The organism is Amycolatopsis sp. NPDC051045, from assembly GCF_040682955.1.
Lineage (GTDB): Bacteria > Actinomycetota > Actinomycetes > Mycobacteriales > Pseudonocardiaceae > Amycolatopsis.
Map to the genome: position 1 here is coordinate 1 of NZ_JBFBCC010000051.1, position 14130 is coordinate 14130.

Consider the following 14130-nt stretch of genomic DNA (forward strand, 5'->3'; position numbering starts at 1 on the left):
GGGAACCGGCTGCTCCACATCCTCGTAACGCAGAACGTCGGGGGTGCCGTACTCGTGGAAACGCACTGCCTTCATCACAGTTCTCACCTTCGCCGAGTCGATATGCTTCAAATTCGAAGCAACTGAGAATGACAGTACATCTGCTTCGAATTTGAAGCAAGTGATGCCGGTCACTGCGGGTTCCCGTCAGCGGGCCAGCAGGTCCTGGATCGCCGCCGCGATCTCGCCAGGTGCTTCCTCGGCCATGAAGTGCCCCGCACGGGTCAGCCGGTGATCCAGATCCGGCGCCCACGCCTTCCACACCCCGGCGGCGTCGTAGCCCAGCTGCGCGCCCCAGTCCTGCTGGACGACCGTCACCGGCATGGCCAGCTGCGAACCGGCGTCCAGGTCGGCCTGATCGTGCGTGACATCGATCCCCGCCGAGGCCCGGTAGTCCGCGACGATCGACGTCACCGCCGCCGCGCTCGCCCGCAGGTACTCGGCACGGACCTGGACCGGGATCGCGGCCGGGTCGTTGGCCCAGGCGTCGAGAAACGAGCCGAAGAACGCGTCCGCGCTGGCCGCGATCATCGTCTCCGGCAGGCCAGGCGGCTGCGCCATGAGGAACAGGTGGTAGCCGACCGCCGCCGGGACCCCGTGCAGGACGTTCCACATGTCCAGCGTCGGGACGACGTCGAGGATGCCCAGGTGCGAGATGGTCTCGGGGTGGTCCAAGCCCGCCCGGAAGGCGACCAGGGCGCCCCGGTCGTGGCCGACGAGGGCGAAGCGCTCGTGACCGAGCGCCGCCGCCAGGGCCACGACGTCGGCGGCCATGGTGCGCTTGGCGTACACGTCTTCGGTGGTGGCCGGCGGCTTGTCGCTGGCGCCGTAGCCGCGCAGGTCGGGGCAGATCACCGTGTGCTCGTCGGCGAGCCGCTCGGCGACGTGCCGCCACATCAGGTGCGTCTGGGGGAAACCGTGCAGCAGGACCACCGGGCTGCCGCTGCCGCCGACAGCGGCAGCCAGCTCGACACCGCCGGCACCGGGCAGGCGGACGTGGTCGAAACCGGGAATGGAGAGTGTCATCGAAGGCCGTCTTCCGGGTCGGGAACTTGACTCGGCCAGCGTGGGCGACGGCGATCAGCAACCGATCAGTGCGCCCGGGCGCCCCCGGTCGCGGGCACCGATGATGGGCGCATGCGAATCGACGTGCTCGGTGCCGTGCGGGCCCTGGGCGACGACGGCACTCCAGTCCACCTCGGCGGTCCCCGCCACCGCGAGGTGCTCGCCCGCCTCGTCGCCGCCGAGGGACGGATGATCACCACCGACACCCTTGTCGGCGACCTGTGGCTCGAGCCGCCCACCCGCGCGGTCGGGGCGTTGCGGACGTTCGTCGCCGCACTGCGCCGCGCGCTCGAACCCGACCGGCCACCCCGCACTCCCCCGCGGGTGATCGTCACCGAAGGTCCCGGTTACGCGCTGCGCCTGCCCCGCGAGAACGTGGACGTCCACCGGTTCGAGGACGCGCTCGCCCGAACCCGCCACTCCCCCGGCGCGGTGACCGACCTCAGCGCGGCATTGGCGGCTTGGCGGGGCACCGCCTACGCCGACGTGCCGGACTCCGCGTGGGCTCAGCGCGAGCGGACGCGGCTGGAGGAGCTGAGGCTGACGGCCGTGGAGCTGCGCGCCCGCGTCCTCCTCGACTCGGGGGAAGGCGCCGATCTCGTCGCCGAGCTCGGCGCTCACGTCGCCGAACACCCCTGGCGCGAACCGGCCTGGGGACTGCTGGCCCGCGCCCTGCACCGCGCGGGCCGCCAGGCCGACGCCCTCGCCACCCTCCGCCGCGCCCGCCACATGCTCGTCGACCAGCTCGGGCTCGATCCCGGAGCCGACCTGCAACGCCTGGAGGCCGGCATCCTCACCGGACCCGCCCCCGGCACGCCGGCCGCGTGGACCGGTTCCGCTGTCCGGCTCGGCCCGCGCACCACTGTGGACCTGGCCCGCACGCTCGCCTTGGCGGGTGGCGATGCCCTCGTCCACTCCCGGCGCAACCGCCTCACGGCGATCCAGGCGGCCGAACGCACCGGAGACCTCCACCTGACCGCCCGGATCATCGGCGCCTACGACGTGCCCGCCATCTGGAGCCGCGCCGACGACCCCGGGCAGTCCCAGGCCGTCGTCGCGGCCGCCGAACGCACGCTCACCGCGCTCGGTCCGGACGGTCCCGCCAACCTGAGGGCGCGTCTCCTGGCCACGATCGCCGTCGAAAGCCGCAGCGCCGACCTGGCCGCGGACGAGCTGAGCCGCGCCCGGCAGGCCGCGCACCAGGCCGAGGCACTGGCCCGGGAGCTGGCCGATCCCGCCCTGCTGGCGTTCGCGCTCAACGGCGTGTTCCTGCAGTCCTTCACCCGCCCCGGGCTCGCGGCCACACGAGACAAGATCGGCGCCGAAATCCTCGACCTGGCGACCCGCCACGACCTGCCGAACTTCGCCGTGCTCGGCCGGCTCGTCCGCCTGCAATCCGCCTCGGCCCGCGGCGACCTCGACACCGCGGCCGCGCACGCCACCGCAGCCGAAGAACTCGCCGCCACCACGGAGGCTCCCCTCGTCGCGGTCCTCACCGCCTGGTTCCGGGCCCGGGTGACCGCCGCCCGCAGCACCGAACCCGGCGGACCGACGCCCGCCGCCGCCGCGGCGCAGTACCGCGCCGCCGAAGAAGCCCTCCGGACAGCCGGAATGCCGGGCCTGCACCGCGGCCTGTTCCCGCTCGCCCTGCTGGGTTTGCGCCTCCTGCACGACCGCGCCGCGCCCACCGACCCGCACCTCGACTGGGGCCCGTACCTTCACTGGGCACGCCCGCACGTGCTGCTCGCCCAAGGCCGGGAGGAGGAAGCCCGCGCCGCCCTCGCGGCAGTGCCGGAACCACCACACGACCACATGCAGGAGGCGATGTGGTGCCTGACCGCCCACGCCGCCGCGCGCCTCGGCGAACGCAGAGTCGCCGCGCGGGCCGCGACGGTCTTGCGCGACGCCCGCGCGGAAGACGCCGGCGCCGCCAGCGGAATGCTGACCCTGGGCCCGGTGGCACCGTATTCGGCGAAGGCGGAGGTCTGCGCGGCGCAGGAGTGAGCGCCCGACGACCGCCGGCGCCGGCTCGCCGACCCGTTCGGTGACCGCATCTGTGCTCGGGCGATTCGCCGGCCACTCACCCACCTCGACCATCTCAGGTCACCTTGATGACGACCTTGCCCGAGGTGTGACCGTTCTCGACGGTGGCGAGGGCGGCCGGGGCGTCGGACAACGGGTGGACCGCCGTGATCGCTGGTGCGAGAACTCCGTCGAGCGCCAGCCGGGCGGCGCGCTCCAGGTTCACGCGGTCGAGGCGGCGCTCGACGAAACGGCCGCCGATGTCGGGCACGGACTGATCTCCCACGGCGATGACATTGCGGGGGTCCCGCGCCAGCGGGGCGACCGTCCGCAGCGACGGGCCACCGACCAGATCGACGATCCCGTCGAAGCCGTCGGGAACCAGCTCACGGGCCACGACGACGACGTCGTCGGCGGTGTAGTCGACGAATCGCACCCCGACGGTCTCGGCCGGCTCACGTTTGGCGGCGCTGCCGGTGCCGACCACGTGCAGCTCACGCGCCGCAGCCAGCCGGGCGACCGCGAGGCCGACCCCACCCCCGACGCCGTTCACCAGGATCGTGGCGCCGGCCGGCAGGCCGAGCTGGTCGAGCGCGTCCACCGCGGTCGTCCCGGCCACCGGCAGCGTCGCCGCCACGGTGGCGGACAGACCCGCCGGAATGCGCGCGGTGTTCGGCGCGGACAGCACCGTCGTCTCGGCGTAGGTGCCGCCGCCGGTGAGCGCGAAACCGAAGACTGCATCCCCCACCTCGAGCCCGTCGACGTCCTCCCCCCGGGCGAGAACGGTTCCCGCCGCTTCCACGCCCAGCACGCGCGGGAACGGCCGCCCGCCGTCGAGCCCGGGGACCAGCCCCGCGCGCAGGAAGTGGTCGAGGGGGTTCACCCCGGCGACGTCGACCCGGATCAGCACCTCACCGCGACCGGGAACGGGATCGGGGCGGTCGAAGAACTCCTGCACTTCGGGCCCGCCGTGCCTGCCGAAACCCCATGCCTGTCCCATTTTCCGAGCCTTCCCGGTGACCGGCCCGGTCGTTCCGGGCGCTACGGCCACCCTGACCGCTGACACCGGTGTCAGGGGCAACCGGCTGAGGCGCAGGTCACAGCCGTCAGGCCAGCTTCGCCCGGTGCCGGCTGTTGACGCTGAGCAGCACGTCGAGCGCGTCCCGGGTCTCGGTCAGATGCGCGATTTCCGCATCGATCCGGTCGCGCTCCCGCTTCATCGTCGCGAACGCGAACTCGACCACACCCAGGTCGCCGGGAGTCTCGACGCACGGCAGCACCATCGCGATCACCCGGCTGGACAAGCCCGCCTCGAACAGCTGCCGGATGAGCGACACACGCTCGACCTCGGCGTCGGAGTAGTGCCGCTGCCCGGCGTCGGAGCGGGTGCTGCTCAACAGACCCTGCGCTTCGTAGTACCGCAAGGAGCGCGGACTCACGCCGGTGCGCCGGGACAACTCGCCGATCCTCATACTCAGAAACTACGCCCCGCGTGACCGGCTTCTCGAGGCATCCTGATCCGCACCGCGACTTCCGGGGACTGACCACGGTCGGCGCACTTCGAGCACGGTCCAGCAGGGCAGCCGCCACTACTGGCCCTCGGCGCCATCCATGAGCGACCACCGGAAAGGCGTCCACCTCGCCTTCGACCACTCCTTCGCGCGCGCCCGGCCGCGTTCACCGGGCCGTCCCGGACCTTCGGTCATCAGCATGAACACCTTGCCGCGCACGTTGTAGACCTCTCAGGCGGGGCCGAAGGGATGCTCCAGCTGGGCTCCGGGGAGTCCTCCGCGCAGCCGGCGGCGGTCTTGTGCAGGGTCGGTCCGTTCATGGTGTGAGCCTTCTCGGGTGGTGGCGTTATTCCGTTCCAGGTTCTTCGGCTGGGGCGTGCCGGGTCCAGGTCAGGGTGATGGTGGTGCCGTTGTCCCGGTGGATGGTCGAGGTGTGGTCGGCCAAGGCGTCGATCAGCCGGAGGCCGCGGCCACGCAGCGTGTCGGTGAGATTCGGGGCCCGCCAGGTGCCGTAGTCGGTGACGGTCACCGTCACCTCGCCCCGGCGAAGGTCGCCGTGCACCTCCAGGGTGCCGGGCCGTGGGTGGTCGCGGTAGGCGTGTTCGACCGAGTTGGACATGGCCTCGTAGCTGGCCAGGACCAGGTCTTCGGAACGCTCGACGCTCATCCCGAGCCCGGCGGCCCACTGGGTCAGGCCGCTGCGCAGGACGGCGAGCTGGTCGACGGTGGCCTCGGCCCGTTGGTGGAGTTCGGCCGCCGGGGGGTCGGTGTGCCGGTGGACGTGGACGAGGGCGATGTCGTCGTCGTGGCGGCCGAGGGTGAGCTCGGAAATCAGCTCGTCCCACGCCGTCTCCAGGTCGGGCGCGTCACGGACCCGGCTGATGCCGTCCAGCAGCCGTTCGATGCCGACGGTGAGATCGCGGGTGCGGCTTTCGACCAGGCCGTCGGTGTAGAGCACCAAGTCGACCCCGGGAGGGAACGGCGTCGTCCGTTCCGGGAATTCGGCCCCGATGCCCAGCGGTTGGGCCAGTCTTTCCCCGATCTGCCGGAGGCCGCCGCCCGGCTCGAGGAGGATGGCTGGGAGGTGGCCGGCGTTGGCGTAGGTGAGGATCTGCCGGCGGGGATCGTGCACGGCGTAGAAGCACGTGATGAAACTGGCGTCGAACAGCCCGGCGGCCAGTTGGGAGACGTTGCGCAGAACCTCGGACGGAGACAGCTCGAGCAGGGCGTAGGACCGGATGGCGGTGCGGACCTGCCCCATGATGGTCGCGGCGGTGACACCGTGCCCGACGACATCGCCGATGACGAACGCGGTGGCGCCGGAGGAAAGCGGGATGACGTCGAACCAGTCGCCGCCGATCTTGCTTCCGGTCGTCGCCGGCAGGTACCGCGTCACCACGTCCGCTCCCGCGACGTCGGGGACGACCGGCAGCATGCTGCGGGACAGCTCGGTGACGAGGGTGCGTTCGCGTTCGTACAGCCGCGCGTTGTCGAGGGCGATGGCCGCGTACCGGGCGATGCCTTCGGCGAGGAACTCGTGTCGCGCGGTGAAGCGATCCGGCTGCGGGTGGCCGAAGAAGAAGCCGCCCAGAACCTCTTCGGTCGTCGGGTTGATCACCGGGACGGCGAGGTAACTGCACACGGGCAGGTGACCTTCCGGCATCCCGTGGTGCGGCGCGTTCCGGCCGAACCGGGCGTCCTGGGTGATATCGGGACTGCGGACGGTGCCGACGCCGTCGAAGGTGGGAGCGAACACCGCGGTGTTGCGGGGCATCGGAAACCGGGAGAACGCCGCCCGCGGCACTCCGGAGATCGTGTACCGGGTGTAGGACTCGTCCAGTTCGTCGACCAAGTTGTAGAAGAACGCGCCGAACTCGGCACCGGTCGCCTTCGTGGCCGCGTCGGTCGCGTTCTGCACCATACGGTCGAGGTCGAGCTGAGCGGTCAGTTCCCGTCCCACCGAGTGCAGCAGGTCCATGACGGACGCTTCGGCTTGCAGTTCCCGTACCAGTCCGGCGACCGGGCCGGTCACCATGCCGGCCCCTTCCACCAGGGCTCGATGGCGGGGGCCGACCGGGTCGGCGGCGAACAGCAGCACGCCCTGTCCGCGACTGAGGACGCCCACGGCCGCGGACACCGGCACACCGGGCAGCAGCTCGTCCAGCAGCGCGTGGCCGGGAACGACCAATGCCAAACCGTCGGCCGGGTCGCCGCCGGCCAGGCGATGCAGCTGAGCGTCGCTCAACGGGTGTGTCTTGACTTCCACCGGGTCGCCGTCGCTGCCGACGAATGCTCCGCGTAACGCGTCGATCAGGTCCTCGAATCCTCTGTGACCGGTCACGCGTGACCCAGCGCGGCCGCCAGTGTGGGAACGATCACCAGTTCGTCGGTCAGCCGCGTGAGCTCGAGCGGGCGCAAGGTGACCCGCCCGGTGGCCACGACCCGCACCGCGATCGACGCCGTGCTGCGATGGGCACGTACCAGTTCCGCCATCCCCGCGGAGGCCAGGAAACTGACCTCGGTCAGGTCGATGACCAACACCGAGGGGGCCCGCCGCTGCGCGCGCTCGACGAGCCGGCGAAGCTTCGGCGCAAGAGCGAGATCGAGTGCTCCGGTCACCCGCAGGACGAACGCTTCACCCCGTTCTTCGAGGGTCACCCCATCCGCGGAGCCGGCGACATCCGTCGGTGGCCTGCTGGTCCCCGCCCCATCCATCTCGAACATGCCGCAATTCTCCCCCCGGATGGGGGCAGGTGCTCAGCAGGCACGATGCGACCGTCGGCAATATCGAGAGCTGGGTCACGAAAGTCGACCACCACCGGGCTCGACCGTGTTCGCCGGCGGTGATCCGCCATGGTGTTCGACGGCTTGCGCCAGCGTGGAATGAATGCCGAACAAGTCGTCGATCCGCGTGACCGACATGGGTCTGAGCACACTGCGCCGGGTCGCCACGAGCGTCACCTCGATCCCCGCCGCGCCCGCGGCCTGGTGCAGCCACGCCAATACGGACAGGCCTGCCGAACCGAAGAACCGCACCTCGGTCAGATCGACCACCAGCGCTCGAGGGCCCCGGGCGAGCGCGGCGGCCACGGTTTCCCGCAACGTCTTGCGCACGCCGTGGTCGGCATCCCCTTCCACGACGACCACCCCGATGTCCCTGATGGTCTTCACGGTGATGGCCAGCATCGGCGGGGATGCTCGTTCCATGAGCTGCACTCCGAGAGGAAGCCGGTCGAGTGACCGGGAAGGAAAGAGACGTCGTGCGAGCTCGCGGCTGCCGGCTGAACCGCGACTGCAGGGTGACCTCGGCCGAACGCATGCCAGGTCAGTTGTCATATGACAACGTTCACCCTACTTCCCCGCTACCCGCTTGTCACGCCCGCTGTCGCCGAGCCGCATGACCAGCTCACGCCGGTTCCGGGAATGAGGGAGCCGACGGGCCAGCCCGTCGTAGCGATCGAGGGACGACCGCGCACCCGGGTGACCGACAGCGGCCTCCTGGCACGGAAAACCCCAGGCCCACTCCCCCGAACCCCGCCACCACGGGCCGGAACATCAGCTTTCGATCACCGGGCCGACCCCTGTAGGGTTCAGGCGACCCCGTTGAAACGCCAGCGGTCGACTTCACACAACACCGCTGGCGGGCCGGTTCGCGCGCTCGCCGTTGAAGACGGGAGAGCGCTGTGGCGACCGGCGACGACATCGGAAATCGGCTGGACGATCTCGGCACCACCATCGCCGAGCTGTCCCAGGTCCTGGAGCACGCGCCGGACACCGATGACGTGCTGACCACCGTGTGCACGGAGGCGGTACGGCTCGTACCCGACGCCGACATGGCCAGCATCACCACCCTCGACGGCGACGACGCCACCACCGTGGTCAGCACCGACGACCGGGCGGTACGCCTGGACCACGCCCAGTACGCCGCCGGGGAAGGCCCGTGCCTCGACGCGGCCCGTTCCGGAGGCGTCGTGCGGGTCACGGTGGCCGAGGCCGGCGACCGCTGGCCCGAGTTCGTCCGGTACGCCGAAGAGCACGGGGTCGGCAGTTTCCTGGCCGCACCGTTGCGAGTGGACGAGAACCTGCGGGGCGCGCTGAACGTGTTCGGGTTCGGCGCCCACGGCTACCAGGAGTTCGATGCGACGACCCTGCGCCTGTACACCGTCAGCGTGGAGTCGGCCCTGCGGACGGGCCGCCGCTACCGGCAGGCCCGTGCGCTCGCCGACAACCTCACCACGGCCATGCAGAACCGCGGAGTGATCGAGCAGGCCAAGGGGATGCTGATGTTGATCCACAAGATCGACGACGACGCGGCCATGCGCCGGCTGATCACCCAGTCGCAGAACACCAACACCAAGCTCCGCGAGGTCGCCGCCGACTTCGTGCGCAAAGTCGTCGCCGACCGCGTCCCCGAGCACCAGCCGCGAAACTGAGGTGCGCCACGCACCAGCCATCGCGAACCTGCGCCGGATCGTCGCGGCCGCAGTCCACCGTGGACTTACCGGTCGACGCGCTTCGGGAGCCCGCCAGTCCCCGAAGGCGGCAGAAAAACTCGCTGTAGCGAAGACCGGCGTCACAGCGACTCGCTCTTTGTGACCTCAAGCCAGCCGACGCAACCGGCCGCCACCCGACGCGACATCTCCGTCCGAACGGACCGAGATCATGGTTCGTTGTGGCGGTGGCTGGCCGCCGACCCCGACACCCGCGGTCTTCTGACCGGAACCGGTGGCCCGCTCGACGAGGAACAGCAAGGTGCGTTCGAAGTCGTCAACGCCCTGATCGCCAACGGGCTGGCGCTCTCGAGCCTCACGGTCGCGATCGCGGGGTGGCGGTCGCAGCGCCGGTCGGATCCGCCCACCGTGACGCTGGAACGCGACGGTGTCTCGGTCGTCGTCACCGACGCCTCCCCGGAGCAGATCGCCGCCATCGCCGCGGCGCTCGGAGTCACGGAGACCGACGAACCGGCCTGACGTCCCGTGAAACTCCTCGCCGACGTAACCCGCTCCCGCGCGGTACTGGTGGGCACCGGTCACTACCGGACGCTGCCCCGGCTGCCCGCAGTCCCCCGCGGCACCCACCGCCTCGCCACCGCGCTGACCGACCCCCGGGCGTGGGGGCTTCCGGAACCCCACTGCCGCGTGCTCACCGACCCCGGCTCGGCAGCCACCGTCCTCGATGCCGTCCGCGGTGCCGCCGCCGAGGCAAGCGACCTTCTCGTTCTGTACCTGGCCGGGCACGGGTTCGTCGACCCCGACGCCGACGAGCTCTACCTCGCGTTACCGGCCACCGAGACCGACCGGCCCTGGACCGCCCTTCCTTACGAGTGGCTGCGACGCGCCATGCGCCACCCCACCGTCCGCGCGCGCCGCAAACTCATCGTCCTCGACTGCTGCTACAGCGGGATCGCCCTCGGTGGGTCGCTGAGCACACCCGGCCGGCTCGGCGACCGGGTCGCCATCAGCGGCGCCTGCGTGCTCACCGCGACGGCCGAGACCAGGACGGCCCTCGCCCCACGCGGAGAGCCCTACACCGCGTTCACCGGCGAGCTGCTCACCATCCTCACCGACGGCGTCCCCGGCGGACCGGACCTGCTCGACGTCGAAACGATCTACCACCAGCTGCACGCGCGGCTCCAGGCGCGCAACCGGCCGCTGCCCCAGATGCGCAGCCGCAACGGCGGGCACCGCATTCCCCTCGTCCGCAACCTCGCCGCCCCGGCCGGCCCCTCGCTCCCGGCACCGGCCCGCCCCCGGGGTTCCCGGCTCGTCGCCGGTGCCGCCGCGGCCGCCGCCCTCCTCACCAGCGCGGACACCGTGCCGCCGCCCGTGACCGTCCCCGCCGTGAACGCCGTGTTCGCCTGCACCAACCCGGCACCACGACCGTCGCCCGCCGCCACCGACGCCGACACCACCGCCGCCATCACTCAGGCGCGGGAAACGCTGACCGCCGGCGGCCGGCTCACCATCGGGATCCTGCCGGGCCGCCCCGGCCACACCGAGCGCTGCCCGGACGGCAGGTGGCGCGGCTTCGACGTCGCGATCGGCGAAATCATCGCCTCCGACCTCGGCTTCACCCCCGAGCGGATCACGTGGGCACCCCTTGCCGCCGTCGATCGCCTGACGGCGGTTCAGAACCGCCGGGTCGACTTCGTCGCCGGAAGCATGGCCATCACCGCGACGCGCAAACAGCAGGTCTCCTTCGCCGGCCCCTACGAGCGCAGCGCGCAGACCCTGCTCGTTCCCGCCGGAGACACCACGATCAACAGCCCCGAAGACCTCCACACCGGCGAGCCGACGGTGTGCGCGATCAAGAACAGTACCGGCGCAGACGGCCTCACGCCCTACATCACCGCCTCGGCGCAGATCACCACCCGGGACACCATCGACGACTGCGTCCGGGATCTCCTGCGCCACACGGTTCAAGCCGTCACCGGCGACCGATCCCTGCTCATCGGCTACGACCAGGCACTCGCCGGGCGAGTCCGGGTCATCACCAGCAGCTTCGGCGAAACGGCGTACGGGATCGCCGTCGCCCTCGGCGACCCCACGCTGCGCCAAGCCGTCCACGACATCCTCGCCCACAGCTACCACGACGGTCGCTACGCCCGAGCATGGAAAGACTCCCTCGGCCGCGTCATCCCCGAGGTCGACACCGGCCCTCAGCTCACTGGATGACCCCGCAGATGGAAGCTCGGTCGTGCTCGCCGCCCCCGGACGAGGGTAAGCAAGTCACCGCGGACTGTCCTCCGTCATGTGCCGGATGGACTCTCCTCCCTTGCGGTGGTCCGCCCGGCCGTACTTGCTCTCGAGCAGGCTCTCGAGCTTGCGGACGGCGCCGTGGCACGCCTCGTCCACCGAACCCGCATGGTGGGTGACCGCCACCGCCGGCCTGCCCTCCGGGCGCGCCTCCATCACGCACCGCCGGTCCACGCTGCCTCCACCGGTGGCGACTTCGTCGCTCAAGTGGACTTCCAGGCGGGTGATGTGGCCGCTGAGACGCGACAGCGTGGACTGGAGTTCGGCCTCGATCCGCTGGATCAGTTCGTCGCTGCCGTGGACGTTTTTGTCCGTGCTGATCTGAATCTGCACGCGTTGTTCCCTTCGCAGGCCGGTCCGATTCGCCGCCGACGTCCAGCGGTTCGGCGGCGTGACCACGCTGCCCCGACGACGGGATCAGGCTTCGATCGGCGAGGACGCGGGCGAGGTCACTCAACCGGGCGTTGTTCCTGCTGAGCCTACTTGCCGGGGCCGGGGTAGCGCCGGACGACACGCTCCTGCCAGGTGCTCAACGCGGGGGTCAGACCGTGGTGACTTTGCTCTTGTCGTAGAACTTCACTTCCCCGGTGTCCGGGAAGTGGATGCCGACGCAGTAGACGTGAGCATTGCCGGAGCCGAAGCTCTTGCCTTCGTCGACAACGAAACCGATGTCTTCACGGTCGAGGACCTTCACTTGCCGCGGCCCCTGTCGTTCTTCACTTGCGAACTGCATGTCGCCTCCTGTCGCCCGTGGCTGGGCACTGGTCACCAGTGGTGTTGGCGCCCGGCCTGTCCGCGGCGTTGGCCGTGCGGCCGCCCGACGATGCAGCAGGAGTCCAGCCGAGAACCGGGCGCCGGCTTCCGATGGCGGGATGGCCGCGGCCCTCGGCGGTCGATCGAGGTGTACCACCCGCAGGGTGGCGGCGGTACACCTCGCGGCCTCATTCGGCGGGTTGGAGAGTGGTGTTGCGTCGCTGGGCTTCGTGGAGCTGGTCTTCGAGGGAAATGATGCGGCACGCGGCGTCGATGGCCGTGCCCTCGTCGACGAGTTGCCGTACTCGCGCGGCGGTGCGCAGTTGGTGACGGGAGTAGCGGCGGTGCCCGCCGGCGGAGCGCTGAGGCTCGATCAGACCGGCTTCGTCGAGGCTGCGCAAGAAGTTCTGGGTGGTGCCGAGCATTTCGGCGGCCCGGCCCATGGTGTAGCCGGGGTAATGCTCGTCGTCGAACCTGTCGGCCGCTCTGGGCGTGGCCGGGTCGGGTTGGGTTGGGATCATTCCACCTCCACATCACAAGGGACCCCGGGTGCCGCGCACGGCACCCGGGGTCCCAGGGGTTTGGGTTTCACCATTGTCAACCGACGCGACCGCCGGCTTCCTGTACTCGCGTCCGGCCCAGAGGGCGCTGACGCGGGGATCGCTTACTCGTAACCGAGAACCACCTGCCAATCCGATGGGACTACGGTACCCGCGCGGCACTACTGCCCAGCCGCCGCGGGCGATCCAATGATGTGCCCTATCCCTTCTCTTCGGTGTTTCCTTGCTGTGTACTGCTTCTGCGGTCATCACCGGCTGGAACCCTTCCACCGATCGGCCCCAGCACGCGTAATACCGCGGCCACTGCCCGGAACCCCTTACCGTGATCGGTCCCGGCCACCTGGCTTCACTGCATACTGCGATCTATCCACTGCAGGTACTGCTGATACTGCGACAACTTCACTACTGCGTACTACTTCTTGACTACCGCTTCTTGCGCTACTGCGTACTACTTGCTCCGCGGGCACTCGAACTCCGCCCACGTCGTGCACTGCTTCACTTCATCGGGACCGGTACCTCTGACTTCATCTTCACAACCCGGTCCCGGGAACAACTTCGGTCACCAGCCGAGACCTGTTCACTGATTGGCCCCGTACTGCCTGACCCTTGTCTCACTTCGCGGGTAGTTACGTCCTCTCCCGCGCCTGCTTGACGTTGTCTCTCTCGGTATGAGGAGGACTCTACACACACTCGGCGCCGAATGTCTACTCCAGCCGCCATAGATTTACTCTGCCCCCCGAACGGGGTACCCCGTTCTCCTGAAGTCGCAGGTGAGTGGCCGGGTCGCCGCGCAGAGCCGTTCGAGCTCGCCGCGGTGCGCCACCGCCGACGCCATGCCCGCGCACCGGTGGGGCCGGCGGGTCGCGGCCAGCCTCTCGAGCCATGGCCGACGGCAGTCCCGGTAGGCTGCGTGGGTGAGCGACTCGCACATCAGCCGGTTGCAGGTGGTCCCGTTACCCGACGGGGGAGGCCTGCGGGTGATCGGCGCGGTCGACCTCAGCACCCGGGAGGCCTGGCGGAACGTGCTGGAATCGGCGACCGCGAGCGATTCGCCCACCCGGCTGGACCTGTCCGAGCTGTCGTTCATCGACACCCGCGGCACGTCCATGCTGCTGACCGCCGCACAACGCCAACGCGGCACGGCACCTCTCACGATCACCCGCCCACCGAGAGTCCTGCGCAGGGTACTGACGGTGCTGTGCCCGGGCGAGCCGGTGGAGATCGTGATCGAAGAACAGGAGGCGTCATGAGCACGCCCGTCGACACACCCGGCGCCGAGCCGTTCGTCCACCCCGCCCTGTTCTACCGGGGCGCCGACGAGTACCTCGCCGGCACCGTCCCGTTCATCCGGTCCGGACTCGCCGCCGGGGAACCGGTCGCCGTGGCCGTCCCGGGGCCCAACCTCGCACTGCTGCGCGCCGAACT

Annotated in this window: 15 protein-coding genes; 6 read left to right on the forward strand and 9 right to left on the reverse strand. The window is 70.4% G+C overall.

The features are described 5' to 3' along the window. Positions 1–186 precede the first annotated feature (186 nt). The gene (locus AB0M80_RS43615; RefSeq protein ID WP_364576437.1) at positions 187–1065 is read right to left on the reverse strand and encodes an alpha/beta hydrolase; all 879 of its coding nucleotides are present in this window, start codon (positions 1063–1065) and stop codon (positions 187–189) included. Positions 1066–1176: 111 nt separating this feature from the next. On the opposite strand from AB0M80_RS43615, the gene AB0M80_RS43620 reads away from it, so the two are divergent. Next, positions 1177–3108: a BTAD domain-containing putative transcriptional regulator gene (locus AB0M80_RS43620; protein ID WP_364576438.1), complete on the forward strand. Its 1932-nt coding sequence runs from the start codon at positions 1177–1179 to the stop codon at positions 3106–3108. Positions 3109–3202: 94 nt separating this feature from the next. Here AB0M80_RS43620 and AB0M80_RS43625 read toward each other — a convergent pair whose 3' ends face one another. The 5 genes from AB0M80_RS43625 to AB0M80_RS43645 form a co-directional block, all read right to left on the reverse strand. Beyond that, on the reverse strand, positions 3203–4126 hold the full coding sequence (locus AB0M80_RS43625; RefSeq protein WP_364576439.1) for an NADP-dependent oxidoreductase: 924 nt from the start codon (positions 4124–4126) through the stop codon (positions 3203–3205). Between the two features lie 106 nt (positions 4127–4232). Continuing rightward, positions 4233–4598 carry a MerR family transcriptional regulator gene (locus AB0M80_RS43630; RefSeq protein WP_364576440.1) on the reverse strand — a complete coding sequence of 122 codons (366 nt, stop codon included), beginning with the start codon at positions 4596–4598 and terminating at the stop codon, positions 4233–4235. A 385-nt stretch (positions 4599–4983) separates the two neighbouring features. Then, positions 4984–6978 carry a SpoIIE family protein phosphatase gene (locus tag AB0M80_RS43635; protein WP_364576441.1) on the reverse strand — a complete coding sequence of 665 codons (1995 nt, stop codon included), beginning with the start codon at positions 6976–6978 and terminating at the stop codon, positions 4984–4986. Beyond that, positions 6975–7361, reverse strand: a complete 387-nt coding sequence (locus AB0M80_RS43640; RefSeq protein ID WP_364576442.1) for an STAS domain-containing protein — start codon at positions 7359–7361, stop codon at positions 6975–6977. The genes AB0M80_RS43635 and AB0M80_RS43640 overlap by 4 nt, the downstream gene beginning before the upstream one ends. Positions 7362–7436: 75 nt before the next feature. After that, the gene (locus AB0M80_RS43645) at positions 7437–7823 is read right to left on the reverse strand and encodes an STAS domain-containing protein (protein ID WP_364576443.1); all 387 of its coding nucleotides are present in this window, start codon (positions 7821–7823) and stop codon (positions 7437–7439) included. A 497-nt stretch (positions 7824–8320) separates the two neighbouring features. On the opposite strand from AB0M80_RS43645, the gene AB0M80_RS43650 reads away from it, so the two are divergent. The 3 genes from AB0M80_RS43650 to AB0M80_RS43660 all read left to right on the forward strand — a co-directional run bounded on the left by AB0M80_RS43650 (position 8321) and on the right by AB0M80_RS43660 (position 11311). Next, positions 8321–9070, forward strand: a complete 750-nt coding sequence (locus tag AB0M80_RS43650; protein WP_364576444.1) for a GAF and ANTAR domain-containing protein — start codon at positions 8321–8323, stop codon at positions 9068–9070. Between the two features lie 159 nt (positions 9071–9229). Continuing rightward, entirely contained in the window at positions 9230–9607 is a 378-nt protein-coding gene (locus tag AB0M80_RS43655) for a hypothetical protein (RefSeq protein ID WP_364576445.1), read from the forward strand. Between the two features lie 6 nt (positions 9608–9613). After that, positions 9614–11311 carry a transporter substrate-binding domain-containing protein gene (locus tag AB0M80_RS43660; protein ID WP_364576446.1) on the forward strand — a complete coding sequence of 566 codons (1698 nt, stop codon included), beginning with the start codon at positions 9614–9616 and terminating at the stop codon, positions 11309–11311. Between the two features lie 54 nt (positions 11312–11365). Here AB0M80_RS43660 and AB0M80_RS43665 read toward each other — a convergent pair whose 3' ends face one another. The 3 genes from AB0M80_RS43665 to AB0M80_RS43675 form a co-directional block, all read right to left on the reverse strand. Then, entirely contained in the window at positions 11366–11791 is a 426-nt protein-coding gene (locus tag AB0M80_RS43665; protein WP_364576447.1) for an HPF/RaiA family ribosome-associated protein, read from the reverse strand. A gap of 142 nt (positions 11792–11933) precedes the next feature. Continuing rightward, the gene (locus AB0M80_RS43670) at positions 11934–12125 is read right to left on the reverse strand and encodes a hypothetical protein (protein ID WP_364576448.1); all 192 of its coding nucleotides are present in this window, start codon (positions 12123–12125) and stop codon (positions 11934–11936) included. Positions 12126–12333: 208 nt separating this feature from the next. Beyond that, positions 12334–12666, reverse strand: a complete 333-nt coding sequence (locus AB0M80_RS43675; RefSeq protein WP_364576449.1) for a helix-turn-helix domain-containing protein — start codon at positions 12664–12666, stop codon at positions 12334–12336. Between the two features lie 953 nt (positions 12667–13619). Between AB0M80_RS43675 and AB0M80_RS43680 the strand changes: the two genes are divergently transcribed. Together AB0M80_RS43680 and AB0M80_RS43685 are read left to right on the forward strand one after the other, a co-directional pair. Then, the gene (locus tag AB0M80_RS43680) at positions 13620–13955 is read left to right on the forward strand and encodes an STAS domain-containing protein (protein WP_364576450.1); all 336 of its coding nucleotides are present in this window, start codon (positions 13620–13622) and stop codon (positions 13953–13955) included. Beyond that, on the forward strand, positions 13952–14130 hold a 179-nt coding region (locus AB0M80_RS43685), incomplete at its 3' end, for an MEDS domain-containing protein (RefSeq protein ID WP_364576451.1). The genes AB0M80_RS43680 and AB0M80_RS43685, both read left to right, overlap by 4 nt.